Source organism: Pseudomonas sp. R43(2017) (genome assembly GCF_002112345.1).
GTDB lineage: Bacteria > Pseudomonadota > Gammaproteobacteria > Pseudomonadales > Pseudomonadaceae > Aquipseudomonas > Aquipseudomonas kribbensis.
This window is the reverse complement of record NZ_NEHJ01000008.1, coordinates 137079-156733: the sequence shown is the minus strand read 5'-3', so window position 1 is coordinate 156733 and position 19655 is coordinate 137079. Positions and strand designations below refer to the sequence as shown.

12 protein-coding genes are annotated in these 19655 nt (G+C 61.4%); 6 read left to right on the top strand and 6 right to left on the bottom strand.

Going from position 1 to position 19655, the window contains the following annotated elements:
* Positions 1–3 precede the first annotated feature (3 nt).
* From CAG02_RS22240 to CAG02_RS22230, 3 genes are all read left to right on the top strand, one after another.
* A complete protein-coding gene (locus CAG02_RS22240) occupies positions 4–2862 on the top strand; it encodes a phospholipase D-like domain-containing protein (RefSeq protein WP_305881756.1) in 2859 nt (952 codons plus the stop codon).
* Complete coding sequence (locus CAG02_RS30075; RefSeq protein ID WP_085712544.1) at positions 2859–3962, top strand: hypothetical protein; 1104 nt, start codon at positions 2859–2861, stop codon at positions 3960–3962. Before CAG02_RS22240 ends, CAG02_RS30075 begins: the two co-directional genes overlap by 4 nt.
* Before the next feature lie 110 nt (positions 3963–4072).
* A complete protein-coding gene (locus tag CAG02_RS22230; protein WP_085712545.1) occupies positions 4073–5224 on the top strand; it encodes an MFS transporter in 1152 nt (383 codons plus the stop codon).
* A 42-nt stretch (positions 5225–5266) separates the two neighbouring features.
* Here the strand turns inward: CAG02_RS22230 and CAG02_RS22225 are convergent, their stop codons facing one another.
* The 4 genes from CAG02_RS22225 to CAG02_RS22210 form a co-directional block, all read right to left on the bottom strand.
* On the bottom strand, positions 5267–7690 hold the full coding sequence (locus CAG02_RS22225) for a TonB-dependent receptor (RefSeq protein ID WP_085712546.1): 2424 nt from the start codon (positions 7688–7690) through the stop codon (positions 5267–5269).
* A 98-nt stretch (positions 7691–7788) separates the two neighbouring features.
* Positions 7789–8772, bottom strand: a complete 984-nt coding sequence (locus CAG02_RS22220; protein ID WP_085712547.1) for a FecR family protein — start codon at positions 8770–8772, stop codon at positions 7789–7791.
* A gap of 40 nt (positions 8773–8812) precedes the next feature.
* Positions 8813–9313, bottom strand: coding sequence for a sigma-70 family RNA polymerase sigma factor (locus CAG02_RS22215; protein ID WP_045121794.1), 501 nt, complete (start codon positions 9311–9313; stop codon positions 8813–8815).
* 110 nt (positions 9314–9423) lie between these two features.
* Entirely contained in the window at positions 9424–10137 is a 714-nt protein-coding gene (locus CAG02_RS22210) for a class I SAM-dependent methyltransferase (RefSeq protein WP_085712548.1), read from the bottom strand.
* A gap of 180 nt (positions 10138–10317) precedes the next feature.
* Here CAG02_RS22210 and CAG02_RS22205 point away from each other — a divergent pair, with 180 nt between their 5' ends.
* Genes CAG02_RS22205 through CAG02_RS22195 form a run of 3 tightly spaced genes read left to right on the top strand, consistent with a single transcriptional unit; the run spans position 10318 to position 14236 of the window.
* Positions 10318–11487, top strand: coding sequence for an aromatic ring-hydroxylating dioxygenase subunit alpha (locus CAG02_RS22205; RefSeq protein ID WP_085712549.1), 1170 nt, complete (start codon positions 10318–10320; stop codon positions 11485–11487).
* A 39-nt stretch (positions 11488–11526) separates the two neighbouring features.
* Positions 11527–13188: a choline dehydrogenase gene (locus CAG02_RS22200; RefSeq protein WP_085712550.1), complete on the top strand. Its 1662-nt coding sequence runs from the start codon at positions 11527–11529 to the stop codon at positions 13186–13188.
* 13 nt (positions 13189–13201) lie between these two features.
* Positions 13202–14236 (top strand): GlxA family transcriptional regulator, encoded by a 1035-nt coding sequence (locus tag CAG02_RS22195; protein ID WP_085712589.1) that lies wholly within the window; start codon positions 13202–13204, stop codon positions 14234–14236.
* Between the two features lies 1 nt (position 14237).
* Here CAG02_RS22195 and CAG02_RS22190 read toward each other — a convergent pair whose 3' ends face one another.
* Positions 14238–14966, bottom strand: coding sequence for a class II aldolase and adducin N-terminal domain-containing protein (locus CAG02_RS22190; protein ID WP_085712551.1), 729 nt, complete (start codon positions 14964–14966; stop codon positions 14238–14240).
* 145 nt (positions 14967–15111) lie between these two features.
* Positions 15112–19581: a hemagglutinin repeat-containing protein gene (locus CAG02_RS22185; RefSeq protein WP_085712552.1), complete on the bottom strand. Its 4470-nt coding sequence runs from the start codon at positions 19579–19581 to the stop codon at positions 15112–15114.
* Positions 19582–19655 lie beyond the last annotated feature (74 nt).

Below are 19655 nucleotides of genomic sequence, written 5' to 3'. Positions count from 1 at the left end.
ACCATGCTCGCGGTTTTCCAGCTCAACGCCGGGCTGAAGGTGCCGCGTGCCTTCTGCACACCGGCCATCCAGCAAAGCGACATGAAGGGCCTGGGCTCGACTTTTTCCCATCACCAGAAGTGCGTGGTGATCGACAACAAGATCGGCTATGTCGGAGGTATTGACCTGGCGTACGGGCGTCGCGACGACAACAACTTCAGCCTGGATGCCAGCGACCGCAAGGGTAACGACGCCTACAACCCGGGGATCCCGCATCTGGGCTGGATGGACATGGACAAACACGTCAGTCGAGCCGGCCTGCTGCTGGGCACGCTGTTCGACCTGTCCAGACCACTGGCCGAAACGACCATCGGCACCGAAAAAACCAACGTCAAACTGGCGTTGCCCAGTCGCGCTGCCGTGATCAACGCCGTCGCGGCGATTCAGAACTTCTTCGCCAGCCCGCCCCTGCCCGTTCTGGATCGGGCAATGAAGGCGGGCAAAAGTCTGAAGGAATACGTGTCCTCCATCGATCCTTTGGCCAGGCCCAGGGAATATCTGACCGACGCGGCCATCCGCAATATCACCGCGCTGATCAAACACAACTGGACACGTCTGCCGCTTGCCGAACCGCTCAAGGGCCAGGCTCAAGTGTGGATTCGCGAAGTCGAAAGCAGCGCCGGCAATTTGCAGGCTTCGCTGCGTCTGAAGAGTTACGAGCTGATCAACAACTGGACGAATTCGACCGATCTCGGCCGCCTCGTCGCGATGTTTTGCGACAAGGGTTACGACGCGATGCCCGCAGAAAAAATGGGCTGGCTGAACAACATCGGTCAATTGACCACTTCATTGCTCGGGCACTTTTACGCGTTGCTGCAAGACCGCGTGGCCAATCACCAGGAACCCTTTGTCTATCTCAAACACAAACCGCAGCCGCTGGCTTCGGCAGATTACAGCCGGCTGGACAAGGATCAGCCGCGCATGCCGTGGCAAGACGTTCACAGCCGCATCGAGGGGCCGTCGGTGTACGACCTGTCGCGCAACTTCATCGACCGCTGGAACGGACAACAGGCCTACATCGCCGAGATCAAGAGCCTGGAAAAGACCACTGTCATCGTCGCCCTGATGGAGTGGGTCAACACCCTGGTCAGGGACGCCGGCCTGCCCCACCACCTGGACCTCAACAATCAGATCAGCCTGAAGTTGCCAATGCCCAAACCGGTGTGGATCGACCAGGCCCCGACCCTGCCGACACCGCCACAGACGGCGCAAGGCGGCGTCAGCGTGCAGGTGTTGCGCAGCGCTTCAGCCGCGATGACCACTCAGGAAGCCAAAGGGCGAAACCAGGCCAAGGTCCACCTGCCGCTGCCCGAAGGTTTCAACGTTGGCGGCGTCCAGGACAATTGCCTGCGCGCCATGCTGCAGACCATTTCCAGTGCCCAGCACTTCATCTACATCGAGAACCAGTTCTTCCAGACCGACTTCGGTGACGAGGGCGAACTGGCGGAAGGCCGGCCACTGTCCGGCCCGATGGCCAGCCTGCGCGACCCGTCCACTTTGAACGAGAATTTCGTCGCCCGGATCAAGTTGCGTGAAGCGATGGAAGACCAGGACTTCACCCGGATCGACTGGAAAGAAGTCAACGCCATCAGCAAGGAACCCGGCGAAGAGGCCCGCACCTTTCTCAAAAGTTTCCTGGCGATCTGGCAGACCAACGCACAGGGCTGGCTGACGCAGAAACTGGGAAAAGAACAGAAGCTCACCAACAGCATCGGCAAGGCGCTGGCCGACCGCATCGGCCGGGCAATTGCCGAAAACCGTCCGTTCCACGTGTACCTGATTTTGCCGGTGCACCCGGAAGGCGCGCTGAATGTGCTGAACCTCATGCACCAGATTCATCTGACCATGCAAAGTCTGGTATTTGGCGAACAGAGTCTGGTCAAACGCATTCAACGGCACATGGCGATGAAGGACATGATGGATCGCGGGGCGAGCAAGGAAGAGGCAGGGAAGATTATTGAGCGGGTGGATAGCAAAAATAAGCCAGTTTATGCGCAACAGGACTGGTCAAAATATTTGACCCTGCTGAACCTTCGGACTTGGGCCACCCTCGGTGATAGAGTCGTCACTGAACAAATCTACGTGCACAGCAAGTTGTTGATCGCGGATGATCGGGTGGCGATTCTCGGCAGCGCCAATATCAATGACCGCAGTCAATGCGGGACACGTGACTCAGAGCTGGCAGTCATTGTGCGCGACAGCGAATCGACTGAAGCCAAGCTGGACGGCAAACACAACCAGAAGGTAGGGAAGACAATCAATAAGTTGCGCAAGGATTTGTGGAAGAAGCACTTCGGGATGAGTCAGGCGAAGAAAGATGGCCCTGTGTCCTCTTTTGAAGTTGATGATGACTTTCTCAATCAGCCAGCAGCTGAAAAAACTTGGAAAGCCATTCAAAACAAGGCAGCCGACAATTCCAAGGCTTATGAGTATTCCTTTAACTTCATTCCGCAAAACTACAATCGATCGCAAGTTATCGAGTCCTCAACTGTAGAGCTTTATCAGGATGGTTTCCCTGCTTCCATCTGGCCAACTTGGACTTATCGATCAACTTTGTATCTCGATCAAGGTGGCCAGACATCAGATCTATTGCCCCATGAACAAGGCTTTTGGGAAAGCAAGACTTTAGCTGGAGTAAAAACGTATCCTGCCCCCATCGGGATTCAAGGTTTCATCACGGAGTTACCTATCAATTGGACAAAGGGTGAGAATAACGATTCGGGATTGAACCTGACGATTATTGCTCACCATGACGAGAAGAAAAATGATGTTCGCATCGCAAGCGCGAACAAGACGCCCCATTCAAACGAGCACAGTTCATGATAAGAGTCATCATCGCCTTCGCCACCATGCTTGGCGCCCACTCAGCTTGGGCTGAAACTGAGCTGCAAGAGTGCTTGGGTCGCATGCGGTTCCAGTCGCCAGAAACATTTGAGTGGGCAACCTTCGCAATTGAACGCAGCAACATGAAAAGTGCTGGAGGCCATGTTTTTTCGAAAAACGTTCATGCGGTGAGCGATTTCGTAAGTTACAACTATGACGAAATGACCATCAGAGTCAGCGATGTCACGACACGAGAGAGTTTTGAAAGACAACGCAACGCTATCGTTTACGAAACCGAACACTATAAAAAGGTTCTGCAGGACGATCTCAAAACCAACAAGCGCCTGCTCGCGACCATCAAACAGATGAAATACTCAGCCGACATCGTCAAAACCCAAGAAGAACGAATCAGTCAGCTGGACGAACGAATTCAAAAGACAAAAAAATACGAACACGACCTGGGCATACCCGATTCCCATGTCCTGGGCAGCAAAAAAACGCCTTATGAATTCCTGCTCTGGCGCAACAATCGGGTGTTCTACTTCAACATGAACAAACCCGCCGAAAACTCCGCACAACGGATCAAGGACCTTGCCGCCCGCTTCGAAGCCCGCGACCTCTATCAAGTGCCCGAAGGCCCCGGCGTCTGTATGCCTTACGGCTTTATCCATGACGACGGCAAAACCGGTTTTAGTGTCAAAAACAGCCTGCGCTTTACCAGCACTCCGAACGTGATCATGAGTCTGATCAACGCCTCGCAAAACGATCCGACCAAACCGACGCGTGGCACCTACGACACCGACTACCGCCCCGGCTACGACGCCGAGATCTGGAAAAAGTCGAAAATCATGGAGAAGTTCTACATCGGCGATCGCATGACCACCCTCGAAGGCTGGCGTCTTGACCCTCGTCCGGAAACCACCGAACAGGATCGCGCCTGGTTCGCCATCGCCCATGTCGGCGGTCTCGCCAGCCCGCTGATCGCAGCGCAGATGTTTACTTTCCAGAAAGGCACCGACGGCCTGAAAGATCTGGTGCCCCCGCCCGAGGCTGTCGTACCGCGCTTTTTGAAGTTGACGCAAAGCATCCGCGAGCAGTGATCCGTTCTCGCCGACCGGCCTGATCGGGAACTCAAGGTCGCGGCCCATGGACTGATATGCAAGGATGTTGCCCTGCATCACGCCATAGACCGCAAGACCAAGGACGTTTCATGACTGCCATCAACACCCCGCCTCCCCTCGCTCCCGGACGCCTGCAACAGATGTCCACGCGCATCGCCTTCTTCATCGCCGGACTCGGCATCGCCGCATGGGCGCCGCTGGTGCCGTACGCCAAGGCGCGGGCCGGGCTCGATGAAGGGACGTTGGGTCTGTTGCTGTTGTGTCTTGGCGTCGGGTCGATTCTGGCAATGCCGCTGGCGGGGATTCTGGCTACGCGGTTCGGCTGTCGGCGCGTGGCTACCGGCGGCACGTTGCTGATCTGTGCAGCGTTGCCGTTGCTGTCGACGGTGTCGTCGATCCCGGCGTTGATCGCCACGCTGTTCATGTTCGGCGCCGGGCTCGGCACGGTGGACTCGACGGTGAACCTGCAAGCGGTGATCGTCGAGCGGGCCAGCGGCAAGAACATGATGTCGGGGTTTCACGGCCTGTTCAGCCTCGGCGGGATCGTCGGCGCGGCAGGCGTCAGCGCCCTGCTTGGCCTTGGGTTGTCGCCATTGGCGGCGATGCTGGTGGTGGTCGTGGTGCTGATCGCGGCGCTGTTCAAGGCTGTGCCGCACATGTTGCCTTACGGCAGTGAAAGCTCGGGACCGGCGTTCGCGATCCCTCACGGAATCGTGCTGTTCATCGGTGGCATGTGCTTCATCGTGTTCCTCACCGAAGGCGCGGCGCTGGACTGGAGCGCGGTGTTTCTGGCGCAGGAACGCGGGATCGATACGGCGTATGCAGGCCTCGGCTACGCAGCGTTCGCGCTGACGATGACTGCAGGTCGTTTGACCGGTGACCGGATTGTTCGCGCACTGGGTGCGACGCGGATCATTCTGTTTGGCGGTCTGCTGGCGGCGGCAGGTTTGTTTCTGGCGACGTTCGCCCCGAGCTGGGAAGCCGCGCTGGTCGGTTATGCGCTGGTCGGTGCTGGCTGCTCGAACATCGTGCCGGTGCTGTACACGGCGGTGGGCAAGCAGACGGTGATGCCGGAAAGCATCGCCGTGCCGGCGATCACCACGCTGGGTTATGCGGGAATTCTGGCGGGGCCGGCGGTGATCGGGTTTGTCGCCCATGCCAGCAGCCTGAGTTTCGCCTTCGGGTTGATGGCGGCGCTGTTGGTGGCAGTAGCGATTGGCGGGAAAGCGCTGAAGGTCTGAGCCAGCTCGTTCCCACGCAGCGTGGGAACGAGCCGAACAGCGTCAGAATCCGACGCTGGCCTGCACGAAGAACGTACGCGGCGCGCCGACATACATCCCCGAGTTGTTGTCGCTGGAGCGGGTGAAGTACTGCTTGTCGAAGATGTTTTTCACCCCGGCGCCGAGCTTCAGGTTCGACAGCTGCGCACCGAAGTCATAGCCGCCGCGCACGTTCCAGGTCACGTAGCCCGGGATGTCGCCGTACTGACCGTCCGCCGTGCCTTCGGTGATGTAGTTGTTGCTGAAGCTGCCGTCGGCATTCACGCCGGTGCCCGGTGAACGCTGCTTGGACTGGGCGAAACCGTCGATGTTGTAGGTCCAGCGGTTGATGTCGTAACGCAGGCCGACCGTCGCCACCTGACGCGAATAGAACGGCAGGTCGCGGCCCTTGAAGCCTGGAATCTCGCCTTCATAGGTCGCGCGGGTGTAGGTGAAACCGGCGTTGGCGGTCAGGCCATCAAGGCGCGGATCGAGCGCCGCCATGTCGTAGTGCACCGAAGCCTCGATGCCCTGGTGCTTGGTCGCACCGAGGTTGGTCCAGCCCACATCGTTGCTGATGTATTGCAGTTCGTCGTCGAAGTCGATGTAGAACAGCGTCACTTCACCGCCCCACACGTCATCGTTGTAGCGGGTGCCGATCTCATAGGTCTTGGCTTTCTCGGGCTCCAGACCATTGGCGGTCTGGTCACCCGAACCGCCCTGGCCCAGCTGGAAATACTGCAGGCTGCCGAACGAGGTTTCGTAGTTGGCAAACAGCTTCCACGCATCCGACAGGTGATACATCACGCTCAGCGCCGGCAGCGGTTCGTTGCTCTCGATGCTGCGGTTTTTCTCCGGCACGCGTTTGCCGGCGGTGTCGAGCACGGCGCGGTCATGCCAGTCGGTGTTGATGTGCTCGAAGCGAATGCCCGGGGTGATGGTCCATTTGCCGACGTCGATCTTGTTGTCGACGTAGACCGAGTTGGCCTCGGTGCCGCCGGTACGGTCCTGGAACACGTGGCCGTCGGACGTCTTGGTGACCACCGGCTCATTGTTGACCAGCGCCAGACGGCTCGACTGCTCGTGCATGGCCTCTTTCAGGTAGCGATAACCGACGCTGACTTCCTGAGTGGTCGGGCCGACATCGAATACCCGCGAGACGCGTGGTTCGATGCCCAGCGTGTAGTAGGAACGCGGGTACGAACTCAGGGTTTTCTGGTCGCGGGCGGCGATGGTGCTGCCACGGAAGCTGTCGGTGTAATAGGTCAGCACTTCGGCCTGGGTGCGCTCGTCGATCTGGCGGATCCACTTGAACGACACATCCTTGCGGCGACCGCTGAAGTTGTCGTAGTCACGCACCGAGTCGTACGGCTTGTCATCGTACTGCTTCTGCGTCAGGCCGCCGGGCATGTCGGCGCTGGCGTCGTAGTAGTGAAAATTGAGACTGAAATCGTCCTGATCGGTCGGCGCCCAGTGGGTCTTGAGCAGCACGTCGTCGATGTCGTTGCCGTTGTTGCGCTCGCGGTAACCGTTGCCGTTGACGCCGGAGTACAACAGCGCGACGCCCATGCCATTGTCGGCGGTGCCGCCAAGGAACGCGGTATCGATGTGTTTCCAGCCGCCATAACGGGTGGTTTCCAGGGTGGTGCCGATTTCACCGGTGGCTTTTTCCGGGATCGCACGGGTCACGAAGTTGATCACGCCGCCGACGTTCTGTGGCCCGTAACGCACGGAACCGGCGCCGCGCACGACGTCGATGCTGTCGAGGTTGCCGGAGGAAATCGGTGCCATCGACAGTTGTGGCTGACCATACGGCGCGAACGCGGCTGGCACGCCGTCGATCAATACAGTGGAGCGCGGCGACAGGCGCGAAGTCAGGCCACGTACGCCGACGTTCAGCGAGATGTCGCTGCCGCCGGTGCCGTTGGAGTCCTGCACCTGTACGCCCGGCACACGCTTGAGGACGTCGCTGACGTTCATTGCGCCCTGCTCGACCATCGCTTCGCGGCGGATCACGGTCCGCGCGCCCGGGTGGTTCTGCACCACGGCGGCATCGGCGTCGCCGAGCCAGTCACCGACTACTTTGATGTCGGTCACGCCCAGTTCCAGCGGGCCATTGGCGGCCGCGGTCGGCGCTGGCGACAGGGTCACCGAGCCTTCATTGATCTGATAGTTCAGGCCGCTGCCTTGCAGCAACTGGCGCAGCGCATCCTCCGGCGAAAGATTGCCATCGACGGCCGGAGCCTGTTTGCCGGCGACCAGGTCCGGGCTGAAAAACACCTGCAGCGAGGTTTGCTGACCCAATTCGCTCAGCGCCTGGCCCAGTGGCTGCGCGCGGATATGAATGGCGTCGGCGGCAAATGCCAGCGGCATCGCAGCGTTGACCGCCAGCGCGAGCGCCAGCGGCAACCAGGGGGATTTTTTGTTGTTGGCAGTGGTGTTTTTCACGTCGTACGGAGTCCTGTGGATCGCAAGAGTGTGCGGCTGTTAATGCAAACCAGTTGCAGTTGGACAGGAAGACGACGAACTCGAAAAAAACCTGAATTTTATTTTGAAATTATTTCCTGACTGCCGTCGGCGTGGGTCCGCACGGCCACCGGAAGGATGCTCGGCAAGGCCTTGAGCAAGGCGTCGGTGTTGTCGGATTTGAACACGCTGGTCAGACGCAAACTGGCCACCGCCGTGTTGGCGACGGTCAATGGTTTGTCGCGGTAACGGGACACTTCTTCGACCACTTCACTGAGACTGGCATTGTTGAACACCAGTTTGCCGCTGCGCCAGGCCGTCAGCTCCGCCGGGTTGACTGCATAGGCCTGGGCCACAACGCCATGGGCATCGACATGGGTGCCGAGGCCGGCCGTCAGGTTGATAAACTCGTTGTCCGGCGCATGCCGCCCCTGCACCTTGACCGTGCCCTGCTCCACCGCGACCCGGGTTTGCGTCACATCACGGCGCACATCGAAGCGGGTGCCGGTGACCGTGACCTTGCCGCTGCCGGCCTCGACCACAAATGGTCGCGAAGTGTCGTGCTCGACGCTGAACATCGCTTCGCCTTCGGTCAGCTCGATCAGGCGCCGATCCTTCTCGAATCGCACCTGCAGGCGGCTGCGGCTGTTGAGATCAATCACCGAGCCGTCCGGCAAGGCGACATGCCTGCGCTCGCCCAGTGCCGTGGCGAATTCGGCGCTGTAACCCGCCGGATGATTCAAGCCACTGAACAGACCGAGCCCGAGGGCCACCGCGACCACACTGGCCGCCACCGCATAACGCAGCAACGGACGGCGCTCACGACGCGCTGGCGGGGTTTCACACAGGGCCTTGAGCCGTGGCGCCGGCAGCAGATCCGCCGCCGTCCACAGGCCTTGCAGCAACTGGAATTCGTCACGGTGCTGCGGATGTTCGTTCAGCCAGGCTTCGAAGTTCCGATATTGTTCGGCGTCGACAGCAGGCTCCTGCAAACGCACAAACCAGCGTGCCGCCTCATCGCGCACCGTTGTTTGCCCGCACGCGCAATCACGAGTATCCATCATGGAATGTCCTGTTTGGCTGGGGATGAAAAGACGCCGCGGCTCATGATTGCGCCCCGTCCAGGCGATCACGCAGATGCCGCAGGGTGCGGATCATATACTTTTCCACCATGTTCTTGGACAGGCCCAGGCGTTCAGCGATTTCCGCCTGGGTCAGGCCTTCGATCTTCTGCCAGACGAAAATCCGACGGCAGTTGACCGGCAACTCGGTAAGCGCCCGTTCGATGGAATCGGCCAGCTGGATCGCATGCATGTAATGCTCCGGGTCGCCGGTCGGCGACTCACTGAGATCGATCGCCTCCGACTCCATGGCACCCCGCCGGTCCTCACGCCGATAGCCGTCCACCGCGATGTTGCGCGCCGTCTGATGCAGATACGCCCGGGGTTGCTGCACCGCCGACGAATCGGATTCGAGCACCCGCACAAAGGTGTCATGCGCCAGATCCTCGGCCTGCGAGCGATTGCGCAGGCGTCGGGTCCAGGTGCCGATCAACTCTTCGTAATGCTCGAGAAAGCCGGGTCTGCGGGGCAGCATGGGGATCATTGCGGCGTGCTGAGGAAAGGGGCGTGAATAGTAATGCTTCCTATTAAGCCGAAGCAATGGATTCCTCGGGAATGCCGACCAAACTGTTTTCCTCCAATAACTCCAGCGCTCTAACTCGCGGCAATCTCCGCTTTGCGCGAACAAAACCAGCCATGCATCAACCCCGCCTGAAAGAACTGCACCGGCGCCTCGAACCCCGCTGACTCGATCAGTTCGGCGACTTTTGGCGCCGGCAGGATCGCCACATCGCTGGCATACGCCGCACGCGCTCGTTCGAGCATTTGCGGCGGCACCTGGGCCGAAGCCATCAGCGTCATCCAGTGACGCAGCAATGCTTCGTAGGCCGGCGACGCGGTGTCAGAAGCGAGATCAGCATTCGCCAGAACCGCGCCCGGCAGCAGACGACGGGCAATTTCATGGAAAAAATCGATACGGGCCTGCGGGTCGAGCAAAAACTGCGACACCAGAAAACAGGTGGCCCCGTCGTAAGCGGATTCATCCGTCAGCGTATCGAGATAGCCTTCGTGAAAACGGCAACGGGCCAGGAAGCCGCCTTCGGTTGCTCTTTGACGACACACGTCGAGCATCGCGCCCGAAGGGTCGACTCCGGTGAATTGCCAGCCGGGAAACCGCAGCGCCAGGTGCGCCATTTCCACACCGGTGCCCACGCCGACACAGAGTATCCGGGCATTCTCCGGCAGGCCCGCGAACACCGAATCCAGCAGCAAATAAAGCGCATCACGAATGGGCGCCATGCCGCTCCACTGCTTGTCATAGACAGCGGACTGCTGGTCGAACAAAGCCTTGAGTGCTTGATTGTCCATGGACAAAATTCCTCTGCATCATGATCGCGGTGAAGTTTGATTATCGCAGGGCTGTCAAGGCCTCCCCGGCCCAGCCTGCGATTGATCATTCCGCCCAGCAACTGGTCGCAATCCATCAACCCCTACACCGCCTCGCACCCTAGATTAGATCCCACAACAACACGCCGTGGAGATCGCCTCATGCACAGTTTCCAGACCCGCAAGCAGCACAGCCCGGTCGATACCTGGGATCAGCAGGATCCGGAGCAGGCCTTCACCCTGCCCTCGCGCTATTTCTACGACGACAGCCTGTTCCGTGCCGAGCGCGACAACATTTTCATGAAGGCCTGGCATGTCGCCGGGCATGTCAGTGAGTTCGCCGAACCGGGGCAGTTCGTGGTCACCGATCTGTTCGACCAGAGCGTGGTGGTGGCGAAGAACCGGCAGGGGCAGATCCATGGTTTTCACAACGTCTGCCAGCATCGCGGCAATCGCTTGCTCGAAGAACGCCGTGGCACTACCGGCGGCGTGGTGCGCTGTGCCTATCACTCGTGGTGCTACGAGATGGACGGCAGTCTGCGCGGTGCGCCCCGTTGCGAGCGGATGAAGAATTTCGAGCTGGCGCAGTTCAACATTCCCCAGGTGCGCACCGAAGAACTCGGCGGTTTCGTCTACTTCAATCTCGACCCGAATGCGCCGTCGCTGCGGGATCTGTTCCCCGGCGCCCACGAAGAAATGCACCGGGTGTTCCCGGACCTGACCGACATGCGCCTGATCGAGGAACAGGACGTGATCGTGCCGGCCAACTGGAAGGTGATCATGGACAATTCCATCGAGGGCTATCACTTCAAGCTGTCCGGCCCGTGCCACATCGACCTCGCCCGGCTGATCGATTTCAAGGGTTACCAGTTGATCAAACGCGACAACTGGTGGACCTACGCCGCACCGGCCAACCTGTCGGCAACCGAGGCCTATGGCGTGCCTTTGAAAAGCGAACTGAACCCGCAGGAATGCTTCTTCAACATCGGCATGTGGCCGAACAACACCTTCTACACCTTCCCGTTCTCCGAGTTTCTCGGCTCGTTCATCATGATTCCGCTGGATGCCGAGCGCTCGCTGCTGCGCTTCGGTTACTACTCCAGCAACCCCGAGACGGCCGCCGTCAGCACGGCATGCATGAAGTGGATGAACGAAGACCTCGGCCCCGAAGACATCGCCCTGAACATCTCGGTGCAAAAGGGCCTGCGCTCGCTGGGTTACGACCAGGGCCGCTACATGATCGACGCCCAGCGCAGCAACGAAAGCGAGCATCTGGTGCATCACTTTCATCGCTTGGTGTTCAACGGCATTCACGGCCACTCCGTGGACTGATCCGCCCTTCCTTCGTCATTTGTCAGAACGGAGCAAACCATGGACGAAACCGGGTTTGATTACCTGATCGTGGGTGCCGGCTCGGCCGGTTGCGTGTTGGCCAATCGCCTGAGCGAAGACCCGAACGTGCGCATCCTGCTGCTGGAGGCCGGCCCCGAGGACAAGAGCTGGACAATCGACATGCCGTCCGCCGTAGGCCTTGTGGTGGGCGGGTCGCGCTACAACTGGCGCTATCAGTCGGAGCCGGAGCCGTACCTCGACGGCCGGCGGATCGGCACGCCGCGAGGCCGCACTCTCGGCGGCTCATCGTCGATCAACGGCATGGTCTACATCCGTGGCCACGCCCGGGATTACGACGGCTGGGCCGGACAGGGCTGCACCGGCTGGAGCTATCGCGAAGTGCTGCCGTACTTCAAGCGTGCGCAGACTCACGCCGACGGTGGTGATGACTATCGTGGTGCCGGCGGCCATCTGCACGTCACTCCCGGCGATGTCGAAACACCGTTGTGCGCGGCGTTCATCGCGGCCGGTGCCGAGGCCGGTTATGGCGTCAGTGAGGATCTGAACGGTTACCGTCAGGAAGCCTTCGGCCCGGTGGATCGCACCACACGCAACGGTCGGCGTTGGAGCACTTCGCGCGGTTATCTCAGCGAAGCATTGGCCCGGGGCAATGTGCGGGTGGTCACCGATGCGCTGGTGCTGCGCATTCTGTTCGAGGGTCGGCGAGCCGTCGGGATTGACTATGAACAGAACGGTGAAACGAACACCGTCCGCGCCCGTCGGGAAGTGCTGCTGACCGCCGGGGCGATCAACTCGCCGCAGTTGCTGTTGCTCTCGGGCGTGGGCCCGGCGGCAGAACTGCGCGACCTCGGGATCAGCGTCGTACACGACCTGCCCGGCGTCGGCAAACGCCTCAACGATCACCCGGACGCCGTGGTGCAGTTTCGCTGCAAGCAACCCGTGTCGCTGTATCGCTGGACCACCGCGCCGGGCAAATGGTGGATCGGTGCGCGCTGGTTCGTCCGTCACGATGGTCTGGCGGCGAGCAACCATTTCGAGGCCGGTGCATTCCTGCGTTCCCGGGCCGGCATCGAGCACCCGGACCTGCAACTGACCTTCATGCCGCTGGCCGTGCAACCGGGCAGTGTCGAGCTGGTGCCGACCCACGCGTTCCAGATCCACATCGACCTGATGCGCCCCACCAGCCTGGGCAGCGTGACATTGCACAGCGCCGAACCCCGGCGGCCGCCAAGGATTCTGTTCAACTACCTGAAGACCGCGCAGGACCGTGCCGACATGCGCGCCGGGGCACGGCTGGTGCGCGAGATCCTCGACCAGCCGGCCATGGCCTCGTTCAAGGGTGAAGAACTGGTGCCGGGCCGTTCGGTGCAGACCGACGCCGAACTCGACGCCTGGGCGCGGCAAGTCACGGAAACCGGCTACCATGCCAGCGGCACCTGCAAGATGGGACCGATTGGCGACCCTGAAGCCGTGGTCGATCCACAACTACGGGTGCACGGCCTCGAAGGATTGCGGGTGGTGGACGCATCGATCATGCCGGTGATCGTCAGCGGCAATACCAACGCACCGACGGTGATGATCGCGGAAAAGGCCAGTGACCTGATCCGCAACCTCGCCCCGCTGCCAGCCGCCGATGTACCGGTGTGGAGCCATCCGCACTGGCAGACCGAACAACGATAAAGCAGAGATGGCGATGACCCGATCCGCTGAAGCTGTACCGCGCCATGAAGCACCGCTGCGAGTGGCGGTGCTGTTGTTGCCGGCGTTTTCCAATTACGGTCTGGCGGCGGTGCTGGAACCGCTGGCCATCGCCAATTGGCTGAGCCAGCGTACGCTGTTCGAGTGGACGCTGTTGTCGTTGCAGCCCGGCCCGGTGACGGCCAGCAACGGTCTGGCGAGCATCGCCGAGGACGGCTTGAGCAACGAGCAGGCCTTCGACGCCTGCGTGGTGCTGGCCAGTTTCGAGGTGCATCAACACAGTCGCAACCCGGCGCTCAAGAGCTGGCTGCGCAAGCAGGCGCTGTTCGGTGCGGTGTTGATCGGCGTGGAAACCGGCACTGAGTTGCTGGCGGCGGCCGGTGTGCTCGACGGCTACGAAGCGGCGGTGCATTGGGACAACCTGCAAGGCTTTCAGGAGAGTTACCCCAAGGTCCGCGCCCGACCGCAGCTCTACACCCTCGAACGCCAGCGCCTGACCTGCGCCGGCGCGACCACCATTCTCGACATGCTGCTGGGCTGGATCGGCCAGCGCATCGATCCTGATCTGGCCCGGGAAATCGGCCTGCACCTGCTGATGGGCCAGATGCGCGCCCCGGCGGACAATCAGCTCGACGGTGGACTGGGCAACAGCGGGATGTACGGCAACAAGATCCGCCGCGCCGTGCAATTGATGGAAAAGGCTCTGGAAGAACCGCTGGACTGCGAGGCGATTGCCAGTGAAGTCGGCCTGTCGCGGCGGCAACTGGAGCGTCAGTTCAAACATCAGACCGGACTCTCGCCACTCAAGTACTACATCACCCTGCGCCTGGCCCGGGCGCACAACCTGCTGCAACAGACGCAGATGAGCGTGGCCCAGGTGGCGGCGTGCTCGGGATTCGGCTCGCTGGAGCATTTCTCCCGCACTTACCGCGCACGTTTCGGCTGCCCGCCGAGCGAGGACCGGCGTCAGGCGTGGAGCGCGCCGGTGATGCGTCAGCCGTTGAGCAAGGCGCACGTGTCACAGGAGTGAGTCACTGCCGGTACACCGGTTCTTCCTCATCGAGGATGCCCATCAATGCGTTGAAATGCTTGTCGGCAAACCCCGGATAATCCAGCCACTGCCGGCAGGTCTTGCGCGCCACTTCATCGCTGACCACGCGCAATTCGCGCCCGGTAGCCAACGCCGTGATGTAAACCTCGCAAGCTCGCTCGAAGTAATACAGATCATCAAACGCCTGGGCCACGCTGGGCGCCGCGACTAGCAGTCCGTGATTGCCCATCAGCAGGATAGGTTTGTCGCCGAGCAGCCTGCTCACCCGCTCCGCCTCTTCACCCAACCCCATGCCGTCGAAGCCATCATCAATCGCCACCCGCTCGAAAAACCGCATGCTGTTCTGCTCGATCGGTGGCAGGCGCGAGTCCTTCAGGCAGGCCAGCGTCGTCGCGTATTTGCTGTGGGTATGCAGGATGCAGCGGGCCTGGGGCTGGTTGCGGTGCAAGGCACTGTGCAAGGCCCAAGCGGTGATGTCCGGGGCGTCCGGGCGGTCGAGACTGGCCGGATCGTCGGCGTCGAGAAGCAGCAGATCACTGGCGCGGATCCGCGAGAAATGTTTGCCGTAAGGATTGATCAGAAACTCGCGGCCATCCGCTGAAGTGGCCACGCTGAAATGATTGGCGATGGACTCGTGCAGGTTCAAGCGCGCGGCCCAGCGCAGGGCGCAGGCCAGCTGGATTCTCAGGTGTTGGACGTTGTCGTGCATGGCGCGGCCTCCCGGTTTCACCCGAGTGTAGAGCGCATGCATTTATCGACTTGACGGGAAACGACAGTGGCTGCCGTTTTGAGAGAGGCGCACATCAGAAGCGGGAGCGAGCTGGCTCGCTCCCGCCGGTTTCACTGACGGTGAATCAACCTTTTTCGTCGATCCCCGCTTGCAGGGACTGACTGTCCAGATGACCGCTCAGGGTCACCGGGCCGACTTTCAGGTTGCCGTTTTCAAGGGAAACCTTCGGTGCGTTTTCTTCGGTTTTGTGTGGCAGATCAAGGCCGGCTTTTACGCCGTAGTCGCGGTTGCTCAGGTCGGTGCTGCTGACCTTCGAACCACCCAGATCGACCTTGCCTTCAGTGGCGGAAATCCGCGCGCCGGTCAGCTGCGTAGCGCCGCCGACAGTGAGATTCACACCCTGGCTACCGCTGATGCCGGAAGCCTGTTTGACGCTGTCCTTGTGCGCGTATTCGCCTTCGGCTTTCAGCGTCGGCTTGTAGTCGGTGCCGGCCAATTTGCCTTTGTCGTCTGCGGGGGTTTTCTTGGCAGTCAGGCCCAGATCCACATCGACCTTGGCATGAGTGCTGGAGTCCTGACGGCTCTCTACCGACAGATCACCGGCCACGTTGCCGCTGACGTTGCGCGCATCGATCCGCGCACCGCTCAGGCTCGCATCGCCCGCGCTGTTCAACACCACAGAGTCAGCCTTGATCTGGCTGTTCTGCTGGGTGGTGCCTTGCAGGTAATCCACGCCCACCTTGGCCCCGGCATTGAAGCCGTGGTCGCTGCTGACTTTTTCATCGGCGGCGGTCGGTGTGCTTTTGCTCAGATTGCCACCGGCATTCAACGCCACATTCCAGTTGTTGCGGTTGTCGGTGGACTGCGCGGACTCCTGAACGAAACCGCCCTTCTGCGCGTCGATGCCGACGTTCGGCGCAGTGACCTGAGTGCCTTGCAGGCGCACCGAATCACCGCTCAACGCGATGCCGTTCTGGCTGTTGAGCTGGCCACCGGTAAGAGTCTGCGTGTTCTCATTGACCCGACCGATGTTGAAGTTGCCGCTGAGGTTGCCGCCCTGATCGCGGCTCTTCTCGCTGCTGGTTTTGCTGCCGCCGGCCTTCAGACCGCCGCCGAGATTGCTGCCGGTGGCGATGTGCGAATCAGTGGCTGCTTGCAGGTCGAGCTTGCCGTCAGCCTTCAGGTCGATAGCGCCAGCGCTGTCGATCTTCGTGCCCTGCTGAACCTGATTGCCGCCGCTGCTCAATTGCACCGGGCCGTTACCGCTGAGGCTGGCGACGTGCGCTTGGCTATCGGTGATCTTGTTGCCTTTGTGATCGAGCTGGAACCCGGCGCCGAGATCGACGTTGGTGCCATCGGTGCCCGGCAAGGTGCCGACGGTCAGCGAGCCGTTGCCGCGCAGGCTGGAGCTGTCGCTGCTCTGACGGTCATTGGCCTGATTCAGCGCCAGATCACCACCGGTCTTGACGCTGACACCGCCCTGCCCGCCGTCGAAACGGCTGCCTTCGAATTGTGCGTCGCGGGTGACATTGATGTTCACGCCGTGATTGCCAGCGTAACCGCCGACCACTGCCGTGGAACTGTCCTTGCTCGACTGGCTGCTGCCACCCGCGCCGCTGCCGGCCACGTTCACGTCTTCGCCGGTCTTGGTGTAGACGCGCACATCGACCTTGGCATCCACCGCGTTGTCGGTGCTGCTGCGAGTGTTGCTGGCCGCGTCGGCCACCAGTTTGTCGGCGCTGATGTTCACTTTGCCGGCGCTGGCGTTGTACTGGGTGCCCAGATCGTGCAGCGTGCCGCCGACCTTCACGTCCACGGTCTGGCCGTCGAACCGGCTGACCACGGCATTGCTGCTCTGCCCGGTTTTATCGGCGCTGGCATGACCGACCGCCACGTCGATACCGACGTTCGGCTGACCGAGATTGGCCAGTGCGTCCTTGTCCGGCACCTTGCCGTCGAGCACTTCTTTCACCGCGCCGGCAATCGGCCGGGCGATGTCTTTGTACTCGACGTTGGCGCCGATGTCCGCCGACCAGTTGCTCTCGCTGTGGGTGCTGCTTTCGGTGTTACTGGCGGCACGATTGTCGACTTCGTTGGCGGCGACGTTCAGACCGTTGCCGGACTTGAGCTGCGCGCCTTCGGTGGCAAGTTTGTCCGCGTTGATGTTGAGGCTGCCGCTGCTCTGCACGCCGGTGGATTGCGCAGTGGTTTTAGCGGTGGTGTCTTGCGAGGTGCTGTGCGAGAAATCCACGCCGCTGCCCGCGCGGTCGAGGCCGCCGGTGTAGTAGAAACCGCCGCCGGTGCTGCGGGTTTCGGTCGAGGTGCTGTGGCTGTCCTGCTCGGCCAACAACGAGACGTTCTTGCCGCTCAGGGTGGTGTCGCCAGCGGTGGATTTCACCTCGGCGCCCTTGAGCGTCACGTCGCCGCCCGCCTTCACTTGCACGGTGCCGCCGCTGAGGCTGGAGCCCTGCTGCGCGACGTCGTTGGCGGTGACGGTCTGGGATTTGTCTTCGTAATGCACGCCGGCGCGATACTGCTCCGCCGTCTGCTCCTTGGCGTAAGCGTCGAAGCCACGGGTCTGGGTGCTGTTGCTGCTGTCGTGGGTGTTCTGCGTCGAATGCACATTCACATCACCCGCCGCATCCGCCGTCAGCGAGCCGCCGGCCTTGACCGTGGAGCCGGCGACTTCGATGTCCTTGGCGCTTTTCAGCTTGAGGTTGCTGTCGGAAGCCAGCTTGCTGCGCACCGTGGTGCTGTCCTTGCTGTTCTGGCGCGACTCGTCCTTGGTGATGCCGAAGAACTTGCTGTCCTTGTCGTGATTGTTGCTGTGCGAAGTGTCCTGCACGCCGTCGATGATCAGCGAACCGTTGTCGCTGATCACGCTGGCGTCCTTGGCGCCACGCACCTGACTGCCGCTGATGCGCACGTCATCGGCCTTGACCAGCAGCTTGCCGGCGGCGTTGATCTTGCTGCCCTGATGCTGGGTCTGGCCCTTGTCGGCGTCGCCGGTCTTGCCGAAGAAACCGCCGCCGACCAGATCACCGGAATAGCGGTTGTCGCTGCTGCGGTTGGTGCGGGTCGCGGTGGTGATTTCCACCTGTTTGCCGGCCAGTTGCAGATCGCCGGCGCTGTCGATTTCGGCGCCTTCGGAGCGCAACAGTGCAGCGGTTTGCAGGGCGATGTTGCCGCCCTTCAACTGGCTGGTGACGCTGCGCTGCTCTTCGCTGCTGCTGTCCCAGTCGGCTTTCCACAGGTGTTTGCGGTGTTTGCCTTGATCGGTTTGCACGTGGCTTTCAGTGGCGGCGGTCAGGCGCAGGTCGCCGCCGCTTTGCACGCTGAGATTGTTCTTCGCGTCGACCTTGGCGGCTTTCAGTTCGGTGTCTTTGCCGGACGACAATTGCGCGTCGCGGCTGGCAATGATCTGGCTGCCGTGCTGGCGCGAATCGCTGTCGGTCTTGGTGCGCTCGTAGGTTTCCCAGGTGATGCCGATGGTGCTGTTGTTCCAGTTTTCGCGCTGTTCCTGGAGCCTGCGGCTTTCGACGGTGGTCAGGGTCAGGTTGCGCTTGGCATCGACCTTGACGTCGCGACCGCTGACATCGGTCGCGGCCAAAGTCAGGTCCTTGCCGCTGTGCAGGCCGACGTCGCCCTGGCTGCTGCGAATGCCGGCGCGGGTCACGTCGAGGCTGTCGGGGATCGCCTGACCGCTGACGCTCAGGTCGCCAGCCGAACGGATCTGTACACCGTCACGCCCGGCGACTTGCACCGCGCCGACCTTCACGCCCGCGCCTTCGGCGGTGCTGACGATGTTGATGCGCCCGGCCTGCATCGCGCCGAACAGGCTGGCGTCGATTCGTTGATCGGTGGTGTTGCCCGCCGGGTCCACGGCTTTCACCTGGCCGCTGGCGTAGTCGATCTGATTGCGCCCGACGGTGAGATTCAGTTGATCACGGGCAGTGATCGCACCCTGGCTGTCGATGCGCGGCGCGATCAGGTTGATCGAGCCTTCGCCATTGCGCAGCCCGCCGCCCTGAATCTGCAGCTGGCCGGTAGCGTCGCGGGTGCTCAGGGCTTGCAGTTTGCCGTCGTTCAGCTCGGGACGACCGACCACCAGATTGGCGTTCGGCGTGTTGATGAAACTGCCGCCGTTCACCGAAATGCCGTTCGGGTTGGCGAGTACATAGTCGGCGGCGCGACCGAAGATTTCCTGGGCGCCGTTGATGGCCGACGGGTTGCGGCTGATCACTTCGTTGAGGATCACGCTCGCGGCCTGCCCTTGCAGTTGCGGGTTGGCCGCCAGTTGCCCGGCGAGCTGCGATTGCCCGGCCTGCAAGGCGTTGTTCAATACCAGGCCCTGACGGTCGACGTTGTAGTCGAGGAACTGGTTGTGCGACAGGCCGGAGCCGTTGGGCGCGACGATGTTGACGATCGGGACGCCGCCCTGGGTTTGCAGTTGCGCGGTGCCGCCGGGGCCGGGCGCGACCACCACACCGCCGGCCATGGCGCCCGGCAGGTGAGCGACCAGGAACAGGCTGGCGATGGCCCAGCGCAGTTTGCCCCGTGGGGAAAGATGAAACGCAAAGGTATTCATTGGCATAAAAAACTCTCCATGTAGTGCGGCATCACGTTGCGCGTTGAGTTGAAGGCCACGGCTGTCGCGCTCAGGTCCGA